Raw genomic sequence first — 14,999 nt, 5'->3', positions numbered from 1 at the left:
GTCGGCGGGCGTATTTCCCCGAGGGGTGTTGTATTAGCCGCCCTCCCGACGCAGGCATCGCGTCGGTTGTGCCCGCAAGACGCTGCAGGCACAAAAAACCCACCGGTTTGACGGAGGTGGGTACCGCTGTGTGAGGAGTTTCTACGCTCCTTGTGGTAGAGATTGCTGCGGGTTTGTTGGGATGTCAACTGCCTACCTGGGTAGCGTGTTGATCACCTCCAACAAAGCCATTGTTTATTAAGAGCGTGACATCTGGATAAGGAATCTGACCACTTATCCCCGCAACTTGCGGCAGACCGCCTACCTAGGTGACGGTCCATGAGCTGCCGCTAATCGATGACGCAACTCTTCGATTGAAAGCCAAGGTCGAAATGCATGTACTACGCGATGACAATTGGCACACAGTAATGCTAGATCCTCAAGCCGCGTCTTCTCTCCTTCGGCCAGCGTATGCACGGGCTTCGTGTGGTGGCAGTCGATGATGGTGCCTGCCCCCTCACCATAGCTCCGACCGAAATCGAATCCACATGCTTCACAGAACAGATGCCCGTGAGCCTCAAATGCTCGCCTCTTCCTTTGCTTTACTAACTCGTGACTTCGTTCACGAATACGGTGAAGCCGCGTGAGAAGTCTACCCTCTGCAGCTTCCGTGATGCCCTCCTCATCCTCCACGAATCCGAGGCCGTCTTTTGCCCCTTTTTCCAGCACAGCCCGAATCGCTCCAGCTACTGCTTTCAGTTTTTGCGGGTCGCCGGAAAACTCGCGCCAGATAACGTCCTCGTCTTTGTTTCCCCGAGTCAAGCCTGTACGCCCGTGGTTCGTATACCTCGGGTCCAGACGCCGGTAATTCATCATCTTCATGTAAACGCCATTGGCGTTTCGGAAGGCGATGCCGCGGGCCATGCCCAGAGCTAGACCGAGTCGATTCAGCAGTTCAGAGAGCTCGAGCACCTCAGGGCTCTTTTTGCCTAATGGTGAGTCGGGATTTCGAAGGTAGAGCTCTAGCGCAAGGATCAGTTCATCCCTCGACCAGCTCGGAGGGCGACTCACGCTCAAACGCTCAGCTTGTTCGGTTATCTGTTGGCCGAAACTGAAGGCCCAAGCCCGCACGTCACCCTCGGCAGTGACCATTTTCTCTTTCCACATGGGATGAGCGGAGATTTGCAAAGTCCTCGTAGCAGCAAGCACGCGCTGGAATTCAGCAACGCTCCAATTCCGCGACTTGGCCGCAACCCGCATACTAGAAATCGGGAAATCCCAAGCGCTGTTGTTGTTTCTCCAGGCTTCTGAGAAGGGCTCAGTCGCAGCCAGACCGAGTGGCGGGAGCCCACATTGAAAACATGCAAAATCTATGCGCGATTGGATGTTGCCCTGTGGCCGCCCATATCGGTGTATATCCAGACCTATTGCGGATGCGACGTCAGCATTAGAGAAGTTTGGCAGGATTCCATGATTCTTTTCTGCTAAAGCCTGGAGCCAATGCAAGACAGCTTCCGTGCGCATCTGCGTGAGGCTCGATGCTGCTGCCGGCACCGCATCTGAGGACTTTGACAAGCCCAACGCTCTTTGTGCAAACCATAGGGTTCTCTCGGAGAATTCCTCCTGGTGCTGAACCACAATATTCTCGTAGGAGATATCTTGGCGATTGACGTCCACCAGCTCACGGAACCCCTGCGTCGGCCTGGCCCTTTCTACGGAAATTTCAGCGGCCCCAAGAAATCCTTGGCGCCGGATTTGATCTAAAGTGCGATTCGCGTTACTGCCGATCCGTCGCTTGATTACCAAGTACTCCTTAACGGCTCGCAGCACTTTCTCTTCAGCCGGCGTCAAGCCCTCCAACTTCAGCTCGGTCACTTTCGCAACCTCATCATGGGCCAAGGCAAGCGCTCGCTCGTGTAGCGCCTGCTCGATTTCTATAGTCAGTCGTCCTGATGATTTCGAATTGGCCAACATTCTTGCAATTTGCTTCCAGTCCTTCAGACCATGGATCGTTCTCGCCGTTCTCTCGTCCATCCTCTCCCCTAATGAATTGTTAGGGCGCAACACCTTATGCCTGCCGTGCACACTGGTGCGTTGCAATTGCGAAAATGCCTCTGGCCTTTTTGGCAAGATTCAGAAGATCTCCAAGATGCTCAATCTCCGCTAGGGGGTTGTAAAGTCTGCTAGATGCAATCCAGCCCGTTTCCGAAGCGCTATCCATTTTGACTGGATTTCTTTCGGCTTGCGAGTGGGCAATAGCCTCGTTGCGAACCACAAGTACATGCTTGTGCAGAATCCTCTCTTCGGGTGTCAGGGACGAGAGTCGGAAAGATGGATTCGGGGTTGTATTGGGGTGTTCGCGATTCCCAGAGAATGGGCGTGCATAGTTAACGATAGCCGCACTCAACATGCCAGCTGCCACCACCCAGTCTTCCCGGCCAACAGCGGCTTGAGCGCTCTCCAAGTACTTGATGCATCGTTGCATATCGTGCATCGAGATGTAGGCACGATTGAATTGGCGGTTAGCTAGTGTGGAATCCATCGCGCTCTAATGTGTAGGTAACCGATGCCGGAGGGCGTCCGCCTCGAACGATTTGTTAGGCTTTTACCCACATCGGCTCGCCAGGTCGCGGCAGGCCCGCAGTGAGCAGGTGCTACAGGCGAAGCTCGAAATTCACCGCGTTGCCCATATTTTAAGTGAGCCCGACCCCGTTCTTCGGAGACTGGATGTTGCAACCATGCTCCCCAGCAATGCCGCCTGGACTGAGTGTGCCACAGCTTGCGGGATGGAGCTTGCCCAGCGATGCAGCGGCGCCACCGAAGCCAAACGCAATGAGCGCAGCGCGGCAACAACGTGCGAGGGCGAAGCACCAACCCTATCGACACGAGCAACCGTGTTGTATGTTGCCCGGAGCCGACCGTATGCATGCAAGCCAACTCACCGAAGCTGCACCCACCAATAGACTTGCTCCACCAAAGCCTAACGCCTGAATTAAGCCGCGCCACAAAGCGGCTTCGGCTTCAATGAATTGTTAGCCCTCAACTAGCTAGCCAGGTTAAGGTCTATTTGTATGCCGCAAGCTTTCATTTCTTTGGCAAGTAGAAATCGCCATGCGCCGCCGACGTCCAGCGGAAGATAAAGCACGCCTGCATAGTCAGAAGGCAACTCGATATCTCCAGTGTGCAGCACACAGACGCGATGGCGGCCAAGTGCGCCCATAAAAAATCCGAGCTCGAGCACGACGTTCTGGCGAGCTCTTGGCCGAGATTGCTCTGCTTTGTTGATTGGGTGCCCCACATCGTCTGGCGTGAAAAGAACAACCGCAAAATCCACATTCGCGTGATGCTCGAACTTTTCAATTATTGTTCTCCCCTGATTTGGCTGCTCGTGGAGAACTACTGGTGTGAGCTCCAGCCTTGACAAATATCTAGCTATTGTTTCTTTCAAACCGTTTTCATGACCGTGGACCACAAAAACGTGGCGCGTACTCTGGCGGGCCATAGAGGGAGCGGTTAGTGCTGCCGGTGGATCTTCCGAGTCATCTATGCGCTCAAGAAGTATATCGCGTAGCGTCACTAACTTGAGCCGCTCTCGTCCAATGCCTTCGCGATAACCGGTGTGAACTTCTTGAATCGGATCGGGGTCACCGCCCATGAATAAAGGCAGGGTGTCAAGCGAGCGAATCGAGTATTCCTGATACTCAACTGTGTCATGCCCGAGGATTTGCTGAAGAGTGCTGTTCACCTTTTTCTCAAGAGCTTCAACGACAGGGTCCCATCGCTCTGGAATTGAGTTAACGTCAAATCTTTCTAAATCCGCGATGCGCCGCTCAATATTCTTGACGCCAGACCGCATTTGCTCGATGGTGAGATTTGCGGTCTTTCGTTCGGATGCTTTCGCTCGGGCCATCGGATTTTCTGCATTGAGGGATGACGTTTGAATGAAACAGTGCCGCGAAGATGCATCAGCCAGAATGAATTGTTAGACTGCTGCGGCCGAGTTTGCGTTTTCGTTCGGCACTATGTGGAAAAGGTACCTGTAATACAACTCAATCTTGCCTTCAACTAGCGAGAACCCTAGATTTCCATTCTCCAGAAGTTGACGCGCAACGCTAACAGCATTGATGGCCAAATCAGTGAACGCCCGTTGGTTAATCTTAGTGCGGTGGGCCGAGGTCAACTTTTCTAGATCTCCATCCCACGGTGTGGGCGGCAGCTCGACTATGTTCTGGTTATCCGACCCAAGAATGAAATGATGGTAGGGTCCTTTCCATCTTCCGGATTCATACCTGCCACGATAAAGAATGCTTCCATCATGCATCAGAGAGTTTCGCAGCCCGTAGAGTGCTTTCATCTCATCTGAGTCATACTGCATGTTGCAAAAATAGTAAAGGGCTTTTTTGATGCCGCAGGCATTCGCATTCGGGCAGGGTTGAATCGATTTATTGGTGTAGCAAGTGCCGATTTGATCCAGCAGCGCGAAACTCCCATAGAGTGGACTAAAAATGCGAGTGCATTCGCGTCCGCGCGACTGTTTAATCTCAGTTATGAGGCCGCCGATGCAAGATCGCACGTACCCGACAGCCAATGATTTTGGGGTGTCGTAGATGTCAAGGTGGATCGAAGCAAGTTCTTCGAGAGACAGTTGTTCAAGGGTCTTTTTCTTCATGGTATCGCAATGTGATTAGGTTAACGCCTGACTTAAGCCGACCTGCAAAGCGGGTTCGGCTTGAATTAATTGTGAGCCTTCATGTAGTCAACCTTAGAGCAGCGCTCGATCGTTTTATCTTCGATAAGATAGGAATACACAGCGCAGCAAGAACAAATGATGCAAAGATGAGAGCGGAAGCAGTCATCAGGTCAGTAGGCCACCAGGGTTGAAGAGCACCCGCGAAACAGCAAATTGCAAGGAAAGCAACTATAAAATACAGGCGGTTGCTCAGTTTTCTGGCCGCTCTGGGGCAATATCCTTGGACGCTCTGGAAGCTTGAGCCAACTACAGCAACCTTGCCACGTGAATTATGGAAGTCCATCGCAAACATGTCTGGATCAGAGCTATTCAATATGGCTCGTATGGCAGCTACGTCCGTTGAATAGCCATAGGCTGTTTTAAAATGGTGTTGGATCTCAGTGTTCGAATTCAAAGTAGAGCTTTGCAACAGCGATGTAAGCTTCGACTTAGCATCTGATTGGGCTGGGCGATTTGCCAGCGTTGCCCACGAGATTAGCAGAGCACCTACAGCAACAAGGGCTAGGCCAGAAACGAAAATTAATGTTTCGTTAGAGTTATCCACCTGAAAGTCGCCAGTGACATATCGGGTGGTCACGGAGACTTTAGCACCGACGCTAAAGAGCTTTGAGACCACCATCAGAGGAAGGCCAGAGGAGACCATCGAGAGGCCGGCGATTGAAACAACTGGTCGGTTCAGCCAGTTGGACAGCGCAGACTGGAGGATTGATCTCAGTTCGGTAAGCATCGATACCTCCACGTGACGGCTAACTACTATCGGACCGCCTAAGCGCGGCATAGTCAGATCCTCGCTGACTCCTTGACGGCGGTCAATTGCTACATGCGTTTAAAGCTAATCGCCTTCAGCTATGTTTATGACTCTGACGACAGGTGTTAGACCGCGCCCTTGCGGGCTCATCCAGTTACGCCGATTTAATTGTGGCCCGACGCTAAACCCTAGAAGATCCGACACTCGAGCTCGTTGCCTATTTTGCGGCACAGCCAGCATGTTGTTGCGTTGAGTCAGCTCAGCAACCTCACCTTCCGTCACCAGACGCAACCGCGCGCCCTTACCAGTACTACCACCCGGCACAGCCAACCGCACAACCGCCGTCCTAGGCACCAAATCCCGCGGAGCCTCCAACGCCGGAAATACAGCTCTTGCCAGCTCCTTCCCACGCGCATCCTCCAGCACAACAAACCCCGCCGGTGCATCGGCATGGCCAAGGCTGTGCACGGTGACCTCAATGGCATCGGCAGTCACGCGCACATCGCCATTGCCGATGCCCAGATCCGGGCGCAGTTCGACCGGGGTAGTGGCTGCAATGCGTTCGAGCTGCAGGACGGTGGTGCGGCCTGCGGGGAAGTCGATGTCGATGGCCGCGCTTTTTTCGAAAGCGACCTCTTGTGTCTTGGCGTTGCTGTCGAGCTTGCCGTCATTGGCCTTGCTCACGCCTTGAGTGATGCGCCATTGGCCTGGGGCGACGTTCCAGCCGGTCATGCTGGCGCGCTGGTTTTTATTCGATGTGTTGTAGGCGATGACGAGGAAGCGGTCTTGCCGGGGTGCGGGGATGGCGATGGCCACTTGGGTTGCGGCCTCTGGATCGGCGAAGCGCCAGCTCACGGTGTGGCCGGGATAGGTCTGGTTGCGCTTGAGGGCCACGCCGCCCAGGCGGGCGCGCTGCAGGTTGACCGTGGGGGATTCCACACGGTCGCTCCACCAGTGGCCTTCGGTGTTCATGTAGAAGTTCTGCAGTTTCTCTCTTGCCTCGCTGCGGTAAATGGCGGCGAGATACTCGAGGTTGCCGGTCTGCTCCCAAGCCACATGGTGCGGGAAGTCCGGGGCGCTGCCGTCGTCCTTGTTGGCGGCATCGATGAGCTTGCCGCTCCAGTCGCTGCGCTTGCCCATGACATCCAGGAAGTTTTCGTTGAGCAGCGACAGGCCGTTGGGGCCGCTGTTGGCAACGCGGTAGTCGATGGGCTTGAGATAGCGCTGCTCGCCAGTGAAGCGGTAGGCGGCCCAGAAGGTGTGCAAGGTGTCGGCGCCGCCACTGCCTTCGAACAGTTCGCCGCCGCGGGTTTTGCCGGTTTGCCAGTTGATCTCGTTGGGCAGCGCCCAGTTGCCCTTGGCGTTGGTGTAGGCGTGGGCGAGGTAGCCATCCGCTAGCCCGGTGACGATGCGGCGGCTGTTGGGGTCGGCGTTATAGCCGCCCAGCAGGATGGCCGGGTGCACGATGGGGAAGGAGTACGGTTTTTGCCATTGCCAGTTGGGCTCGCGGTAGACGGTGCGGCCGCCGAACCAGTTGCTGGCAAACAGCAGGTGGCCTTGCGGGTTGACCTGGATGATGGTGTCGAACGCCTTGACGGTTTCCATCAGGCGCTCGACGGTGCGCGGGTCGCCCCAGTTGAGGTACAGCAGGGCGCTGTTGAGGTTGATGCCCTCCTCGTAGGAATGCAGCTCGTCGGTTTCGATGGTGGACAGGCCGTTGGTGAACATGCCGTTGCGGTAGTTGGCATCGGACAGCGCCAGCATGGAGGCGTTGAGCATGTCCGGGTCCACGCCCATCAGGGCGACGCCGGGCCATTGCTGCACCAGGTCCGAATCGTCGGAGATGCCGCCGCCGAAATCGCCGTAGGCCACCTGGCGCTGCTCGATCCACCAGCGGATGTAGCGGCGGGTGGCGCTGAGGTCTTGCAGCTGCCAGAACGCCCAGGCGGGCACGCCCTTGGGCACGCTGGGCATCTCGACAGGCAACACGCCCTGGTTGGCGTAGCTGATGTCGTTCCAGTACTGGCGGCCGAGCGCGTGGTCCGGGTCCACGCGCAGCAGATCGGTGATGTCGGCGTCCAGGCGCTTGTAGAGCAGCTGGCGCTTGGAGGTGGTGTGTTCTTCCACCAGAAAGCCCCAGTTGTCCTTGACCTGATTGAAGCGGTCGGCCACGTGCTCGGTGATGGCCTCATTGCGCGGCTTGAACACCAGTTGCAGCTGGGTGCCGTCGAGTGCATTGGCATCGAAGCCGGGTGCGGCGGCGGCGATGCTGAGCATCAGGCTGTCGTTGCTGAGGATTCTGTCGCGCAGGTCCAGCCACAGCGTGCGAGCCTGGCCGGGGGCGACGGCGACCGAGACATCGATCATGTCGCGCGCGGGCCAGATGGGGTCCTTGATGCGGATGTTGAGCGGGATGCTGCCGTTGTGGGTGGCCGGCAGGTTGAGTGCCGGCAGGGTGATGGCGATGCCGTCCAGGCCGTCGTGCATGTTCTCCCAGCCGTAAGACCAGCTGCGCATCAGCGCCTGGTCCGGCGGCGGGTTGCCCAGGCTGGAGGGCACCAGGATGTGCACGATGGGTTGCTGCGCGCTTGCTGCGGCCTTGTCGCTGGGGCGCTTGCGCGCCGGTGCCTTGGTCGGCAGCGCGACCACGGTCTGGCGCTCGCCTGGCGGGTAGCGGCCGGCGATCACATCGCGCAAGGGGGCGAGGTTGTCGTAGTCCGGCTGGATGTCGCTGCGCACGGTGTAGCTGAGTTGCGCGCTGCCTTTGGGCACCTCGCCCGGCTGCACGTTGTAGGCCCAGATTTCCTGGATGGGGGTTTCCTGCGCGGTGTTGGCAAAGCGCAGGGTGCCGCCGCGGCGCTCGGGGAACTGGTCCACGCTGCGTACCACGCCCTGGCTGCGCGCGAACAGCGGCTGCGCCTGTGCATTGGGCGCGGCGTAAGTGGCCTGGCCGTACGCAGCACCGCGCAGCTCGATGCGGTTGAAGGCCTCGTCCGGCAGGGTGAGGTCCAGCGCCTTGCCGCCTTCGACATAGGTGTTCCAGTCCGGCAGCTGGAAGTAGTCGTCGCGCCCGGGCAGGCGCGAGCGGTTGTAGACGCCGGGCCAGGTGGTTTCGGCGATGCCGTCGGTGGCCTTCCACATCCATTGCTTGAGGTCGCGCGCGTCGGCGAACTCCACCTTGCGGATGCGGGTGACCGGTGCGTCCAGCAGCGGCGGTGCGTGGCCGTTGTCCCAACCGAAGCGGTGCAGGAAGGCGGCGTGTTGCGCGTTGCCGGTGGGTGCTTCAGCGGTGGCGGGCTCCTGCAGGCGTGCGAGCGCGGCGGCGCCGCTGGCGTCGAGCATGCGGTCGTAGATGCGGAGTTCGTCGAAGTCGCTGCCGCGCAAAAAGTTGTAGCGGCTCTGCACCTGGTGCGGCGACATCACGCGGCCGGCCAGGCCGAACTGGTCGAGCGCGGCATCGAAGTCGAGCGCGCCACCGTTGGCGCAGGGCGCACCGCAGTCCACGCGGGCGGCTTCCTTGCCGTCCACATACAGGCGCACGCCGCGGGTTTCGTCCCAGGCAAACGCAATGTGGGTCCAGTCGCTGGCGGCCGGGTTCTTGTCGAGCTTGAAGGAGACGCGGGTGCGCGCCAGGTTGGCGTCGGTGACGAAGGCATCGAAGCCGTGGCCGTTCCAGTCGATGCGCAGCCAGGCCATGTCCCAGCTGGTGTGGTCAGCGTAGCCGACGCGGAAGATCACGAACGGCGCTTCACCCACCGCATAGCGTGCGCGCCAGAAGAAGCCCAGCGTGCCGCGCTGGGTGTAGAGGTTGCCGGGCGCATTCCACGACAGCACGCCGTCGTCAGCCCATTCGATGGCGTTGCCGCGCTTGCCGGTGGGCACCAGCGTGATCTTGTCGCGGAAGTTGGGCACGCCGTCGCCGCGGGCCATATCGGCCTGCAGGTCGCGGTCGGCCGAGACCCGGAACAACAGCTCCGGCGCGGTGGTGGTGGCCGCGCTCACCGGCAGCGCGATAAGGCACAACATTCCCAACAAGACCTTCGACACGCTCACCTCGTCAATTCCAAAACGTAAAACAGCCACCGCGCGGTTGCACGCGGTGGCGGCGACGCACTTACAAACCGTTGGCGGTACGCCACTTGGGAATGTCGTCCTTCAACAGCTTGTCCGGCCAGGTGCCGTGCCAGGCATACCCGACGCGGCGCTCATTGGGCACCTGCATGTACTCGGTCAAGGCCTTGCCCTCGCGGTTGGCATACAGCGGGCGTTGATTCTGCAGGTCGTAGAAGCGCGCCCATAGTGACGCACCCGGTTGCGCGATGAGGATCACGTCCTGGCCGGTTTCCTGGGTGGGGTCGTCGATCTTCTTGGTGGCCAGGTCGCGCATGCGGTGGGTGTCGAACCAGCGTGCAGCGGCCTCGACCGATGTCTTGATCTGTGCGGACGGGTTGGGCTGGCGCATGAGGAAACGCACGATGCTCACCGACTCGCTGGAGGCCAGCGACGCGAGCTCATACGCGCGCGCCTTGGCCGGCTTGAGCGTGACCTCGTCGTACTGCGCGCCCCAGATGGTGAGCGTGCCGCCGATCTTGACCTGGGTGACGAGCACGCATTCCAGCCCCTTGGTCACCGCCTGGCGTGCGCGTGCGCCGTGGCTGGCACGTAGCAGCGCGCCGGTGTCGCCCTTGCCCTCGCTGATGTCCTGCAGCAGGTTGAGCACGCGCACCATGGCGTCGTCGTTGTAGGTGATCTGGTGATGGTAGGACGACAGGTCCGGGTAGAACTGCGGCCAGCCGCCGTTGGCGTATTGCGCGGTGAGCAGGTAGTCCACGCCGCGCTTGGCGGCGGCCACGTACTTGGCGTTCTTCTCGGTCTTGTAAATGGTGGAGAGGTAGCCGACCTCGTAGGTGGTGGCCTTGTTGTCGATGGTGGCGTCGTCCTTGCGCCCGGGTTGCTGCAGCTCGGCGATTTCCGCAGCGGTGAAGGTGCGGGTGTAGTCCACGGCCACGCCCTTGTATTGCTTGGACCAGCCGCCGGAGGCGGTCTGCAGCAGCAGCATGTTGTCGGCGATCTTGTCGGCCAGTGCGGACAGCGGTGCCAGCAGCAAGGCGCCGGCGAAGGCGAGCGTGTGGAAACGGAGCAGGTGCGAACGGATCATCAGAACGGCCTCCAGGTGCCGAGGATGGTGTTGCGATCCAGCGCGGCGGCCTGCGCGGCACTGAGCTGACGCGACCATTTCACGCGGCGCGACGGGTTGGCGCCGGCGCCGCTGCTCTGGTATTCGCTGTAGCGGGCGGTGGCCTCGTTGGCGGTGTTGCCCCAGTTGTTCCAGCCCTCGGGCACGATGTGCGCGCCGAGCTGGCTGCTGATGAAGCTCACGCTGGCGTACGGGCGCCACGGCCGGCCCAGGAACACGCGCGACACGCCGCTGGCAGCGGTGACGCGTGCATTGCGGAATACGAAGCCGTGTGCGCTTTCCTGCGGGGTGGAGGCGGCAGTGAGATAGCCATCGCCCAGCGAGTGCAGCTGCACGTTTTCGAACAGCGCGGTGCCGGCGCCGAACACGAAGTCGACGGTGCCTTCGACGTAGCAGTCGAGGAAATACGAGAGCTTGGCGCCGCGCAGGTACAGCGTGTCCTGGTAACCGAGAAAGCGCACGTTGCGGAACGCGGCGCGGTCGCCATCCACGCGCACCGCCACCGCCTGCCCCACCGGGCCGGCGTGATTGCCGAAGGCGAGTTTTTCCGCGGTGAAGTCGTTGCCGGCGATGATGACGCTGGACGAGCCGGAGGTGCCGTATTCGGTGCCGGTGGCCGGATTGATGCGCGAGGCGTAGTTGTCGTAGGTGATGATGGTCTGGGTGGCGCCGGCTCCGGTGAGCTTGAGCGCCGGTGCGTTGGCCGGCACCACGATCAGTTCCTGATAGGTGCCGGCGCCGATGTTGATCTGCGCGCGTTTGCCGCCCTGCACGGCCGCATCGATGGCGGCCTGCACGGTGCGGTAGCCGGCGCTGCCCTGCTTGGCCACGGTGTAGACCGGGTCGGCGGCGATGGCAGCGGTGCTGCCGAGCGACAGCCCGGCCAGCAAGGCGGTGGCGGCGAGCGTGCGTAACACGATCCTGCGATGCAGTTGCATGCGTTGCTCCTGTCAGAACTTGTAGCGCGCGCCGATGTAGTACTGGCGCCCGGTGACGGTGTACTTGTCGGGCAGTTCCAGCGTGGAATCGACGTAGCGGCGGTCGGGGGTGTCGAGCAGGTTGATGGCCTCAAACGTCAGCGACAGCTGGTCGTTGACCTTGTAGGACATGTTGAAATCCACGTTTTCCACGCTGTATTTGCCGGTCACGTCGGCCGTGACCAGGCGCTTGCCATCCAGGTCGTAGACGTCTTCCTGGGCCAGGATGTTGTTGATGTAGCCATCGCGGTAGCTGGTGGACACGCGCGCACTGAAGCGGCCGTCGTCGTAGTAGACGGTGGCGTTGTAGGACTGCGGCGAGAGGTTGAGCAGGTCGCGCTCGGTGGCGGTGGTGGTGATGCTGGTATTGCTGCTGCCGGCGGTACTGAACAGGTAATTGATCTTGGAATCGACCTGGGTGTAGTTGAGCTGGATGCCGAAGTTGCGCCAGAAGCCGGGCAGGAAGTCGAAGGCCTGCTGGTAGGTCAGCTCGAAGCCCTTGAGCGGGCCGCCGGGCGTGTTGAAGTAGCTCTGCACGTTGAAGATGGTGTCCGGCGTGAAGCCTGCGGGGAGCAGGTCCAGCGAGTAGCCCATCGCTTCCCAGGTACTGAGCACGCGGGTGCGCTGCACGTAGCTGTCGATGTCCTTGTAGAACACCGCCGCCGACAACAGCGAGCCCTCGCGGAAATACCACTCGGCGCTGAGGTCGTAGTTGGTGGAACGGAACGGGTCGAGCTTGGGGTTGCCCAGGTTGATCGAGAAGAAGCGCCCGTCGTCGAAATACTGGGTGGGCCCGCCGCTGACGCTGGGCGACAGATACGCCAGCGTGGGGCGCGCCATGGTCTTGGCCGCGCCGAAGCGCAGCACCACCTCGTCGCTGACATCCCACGAGAGATTCAACGAGGGCAGGATGTCGCGGTAGTTGTGGTTGACCGTGGTGGGCACCAGCAGGCGCTCGCCGGCCGCGGCGGTGGCGCTGGCCACACCGAAGAACGACTGGCAGTTGGGCGAGATGGCGCCGGCCGCGGTGGCCGTGCACGGCGCATAGCCGCTGGCGGCGATCTGCGTCTGCACATAACGCACGCCCAGGTTGCCGCGCAGCGCGCGCCCCCACAGGTCGGTGTTGAAGTCCAGCTGCAGGTAGGTGCCCAGGCTCTTTTCGTTGACGGCGAAGTTGTTGTTGGACGAGCCGAAGTGGCCGACATCGGCCAGGCGGTAGTCGCCGCCGGGCACGCCGGTGTCGCAGTCGCAATTGATGTTGAGCAGGTCGGCGACCTTCTGGAAATCCGGAATCACCCAGGTGGTGGGGAAGCTGCCGTTCAAGCTGCGGCCGAAGCCGTCCAGGTTGGTGCTCAAATCGCCCACGCCCACACCGGCCGGCAAGGCCTGCGCCAGGCGCCCATAGGAGATGTTGCGCGACTCCGACGTGTCCATGTCGTAGTTCTTGTAGGCCAGCCCGGTGCGGAAGGTGAAGGTGGGGCTGATGTTGAATTCCAGATCCACCTTGGCGGTATCGAAGGTGTTGCCCACCGACTGCGGGTTGAGCCGCACCTCGCTGATGTTGGTGCCGCGCGCGGTGCCGTTGCTGTTGACCGGCACTGCGCCATAGCCCAGCCACTGCCAGTTATTCGGGTTACCCGCATCGAAGGGGAAGCTCATGCTTGGGTAATCGCCACCATTGCGGCGGTCGAGCACAAAGCCATCGAGATTGGTGTTGTCGAAGCTCACCATCGAAAACTCGGGGCGTTCGTAGTCCGAGGTCGAGTGGCCGACCAATGCATTGACGCGCACCTGGTCGTTGAAGCGGTGCTGCAGGTCCAGGCTGAACTGCTTGAACTCGGTGGATTCTTCGATGTTGCTGGATTCGGTGCGGAAGTCGACGTTGTCGAACACGCCGTAGGTGAGGCGGTTCTGGTCGTCCACCTGCGCTTCGCGCACGGCGATCTGGGTCTTGCCGCCGAAGTTGGCGGTGCGGTGCAGGTTGGCGCCGACCGAGTCTTCGCGCTGGTCCTTGTCCAGCTTGGAATACAGCATGTCGAAGTTCAGCAGGGTGTCGTCGCTGACCTTGAATTGCAGCGCGCCGGTGACGCCCAGGCGCTTGATCTCGTGATCGGTGCGGATGTAGCGCGGGTAGCGCGGAATCCAGGCGTTGGTGGCGGTTTCGTAGGCCTGGATGTTCTCCGGCGTGTTGGCCGGGCGCGCGATGCCGGTGCCGCAATTGGTGGCACTGATGCCGTAGCTGCCCCAGCCGTTGTTGCGGTCCTGGTTGGCCTGCGAGCCGACCCCGGCAGGGGTTTCGTTGGCCAGCGGGTTGCGCGGGGTCTGCGGGTTGTAGCCCACCGGCGAGCAGAAGCCGTAGGTGCCGTTGTTGGTGGCGGTGCTCTGGTTGGAGTTGCGGTAGTTGCCGTGCTCCCAGCGCACCGGGTTGTAGCCCTCCTCGCGCAGGTGGCGCTCGCTGTAGGACACCGACATCAGCGCGCCGACGCGGCCATCGGCCCAGATGTTGCTGATCAGACCGGAAAAACGCGGATCCTTTTCGCGCGACAGATCGTTGTAGCCGTATTGCGTGGACGCGGCCGCTTCAAAGCCGTCGAAGTCGAACGGGCGCGAGCCGCGCAGATCGACCGTGGCACCCAATGAGCCTTCGTCCATCTGCGCCGACTGGGTCTTGCTGATGGTGACGCGGCTGAAGAGTTCGGAGGCAAAGGTATTGAAGTCGAAACCGCGGCTGCGGTTGACGCCATCGCTGCCGCTGCCGGCGGTGGCCAGCGCTTCCAGCCCGTTGATGCGCACGCGGGTGAAGTCCGAACCCAGGCCGCGCACGGAGATCTGCTTGCCCTCGCCGCCTTCGCGGTCGATGGACACGCCAGCGATGCGCTGCATCGATTCGGCCAGGTTCAGATCGGGAAACTTGCCGATGTCTTCGGCATAGATGGCATCCACCTGCTCCACGCTGTAGCGCTTGGCATCGAGCGATTGCTGCAGGCTTTCGCGGTAGGTGGCCTTGACCTGCACGCGGTCCAGGTCCACCGCATCGGTGGGCGGTGTGGCCGGCGCGGTCTGCGCGACGGCAGCGGCCGCATGCAGTGCCAGGACGATGGCCACCGACAGACGCGCGGTGGGCAAGCGAGCGGCCGCCACGGAGGCGGAACGACGCGAACGGACATGCATGATGCGGCTCTCTCCATGGCACTGGCTGCAATGACGCGCTCAGCCCCCCAAGGCCATGGCGTCGCAATGGGCGACCAGCAACACCGCTGCGCAAGCGCGCTGCGTTGTTGCTGGAGGCTTTAAACATCACGCCCACCGCGTTGCATGCGTGCACCAGTGCACCGCATCCAAGACGAT

The 14,999-nt window shown here is 60.6% G+C and carries 8 protein-coding genes; all 8 read right to left on the bottom strand.

The window, feature by feature from the left end; genetic code table 11:
- Nucleotides 1–300: 300 nt before the first annotated feature.
- Nucleotides 301–2,013 (bottom strand): HNH endonuclease, encoded by a 1,713-nt coding sequence (locus H7A86_RS20780; protein WP_197944245.1) that lies wholly within the window; start codon nucleotides 2,011–2,013, stop codon nucleotides 301–303.
- Nucleotides 2,014–3,022: 1,009 nt separating this feature from the next.
- The gene (locus H7A86_RS00655; protein WP_119130082.1) at nucleotides 3,023–3,889 is read right to left on the bottom strand and encodes a TIR domain-containing protein; all 867 of its coding nucleotides are present in this window, start codon (nucleotides 3,887–3,889) and stop codon (nucleotides 3,023–3,025) included.
- 72 nt (nucleotides 3,890–3,961) lie between these two features.
- Nucleotides 3,962–4,648, bottom strand: a complete 687-nt coding sequence (locus H7A86_RS00650; protein ID WP_147421286.1) for a hypothetical protein — start codon at nucleotides 4,646–4,648, stop codon at nucleotides 3,962–3,964.
- Nucleotides 4,649–4,727: 79 nt separating this feature from the next.
- The gene (locus H7A86_RS00645; RefSeq protein ID WP_147421285.1) at nucleotides 4,728–5,456 is read right to left on the bottom strand and encodes a hypothetical protein; all 729 of its coding nucleotides are present in this window, start codon (nucleotides 5,454–5,456) and stop codon (nucleotides 4,728–4,730) included.
- Nucleotides 5,457–5,561: 105 nt separating this feature from the next.
- Nucleotides 5,562–9,503 carry a LamG-like jellyroll fold domain-containing protein gene (locus H7A86_RS00640; RefSeq protein ID WP_425509733.1) on the bottom strand — a complete coding sequence of 1,314 codons (3,942 nt, stop codon included), beginning with the start codon at nucleotides 9,501–9,503 and terminating at the stop codon, nucleotides 5,562–5,564.
- An 88-nt stretch (nucleotides 9,504–9,591) separates the two neighbouring features.
- Entirely contained in the window at nucleotides 9,592–10,635 is a 1,044-nt protein-coding gene (gene pelA, locus H7A86_RS00635; RefSeq protein WP_119130081.1) for a pectate lyase, read from the bottom strand.
- Nucleotides 10,635–11,612, bottom strand: coding sequence for a pectinesterase family protein (locus H7A86_RS00630; protein ID WP_119130080.1), 978 nt, complete (start codon nucleotides 11,610–11,612; stop codon nucleotides 10,635–10,637). Before H7A86_RS00630 ends, pelA begins: the two co-directional genes overlap by 1 nt.
- 12 nt (nucleotides 11,613–11,624) lie before the next feature.
- The gene (locus tag H7A86_RS00625) at nucleotides 11,625–14,822 is read right to left on the bottom strand and encodes a TonB-dependent receptor (RefSeq protein WP_119130079.1); all 3,198 of its coding nucleotides are present in this window, start codon (nucleotides 14,820–14,822) and stop codon (nucleotides 11,625–11,627) included.
- Nucleotides 14,823–14,999 lie beyond the last annotated feature (177 nt).

Origin of the sequence: Xanthomonas euroxanthea (assembly GCF_903989455.1) — a bacterium.
Lineage (GTDB): Bacteria > Pseudomonadota > Gammaproteobacteria > Xanthomonadales > Xanthomonadaceae > Xanthomonas > Xanthomonas euroxanthea.
The sequence above is the reverse complement of the archived record's forward strand: the minus strand, read 5'-3'. Positions and strand labels throughout refer to the sequence as shown.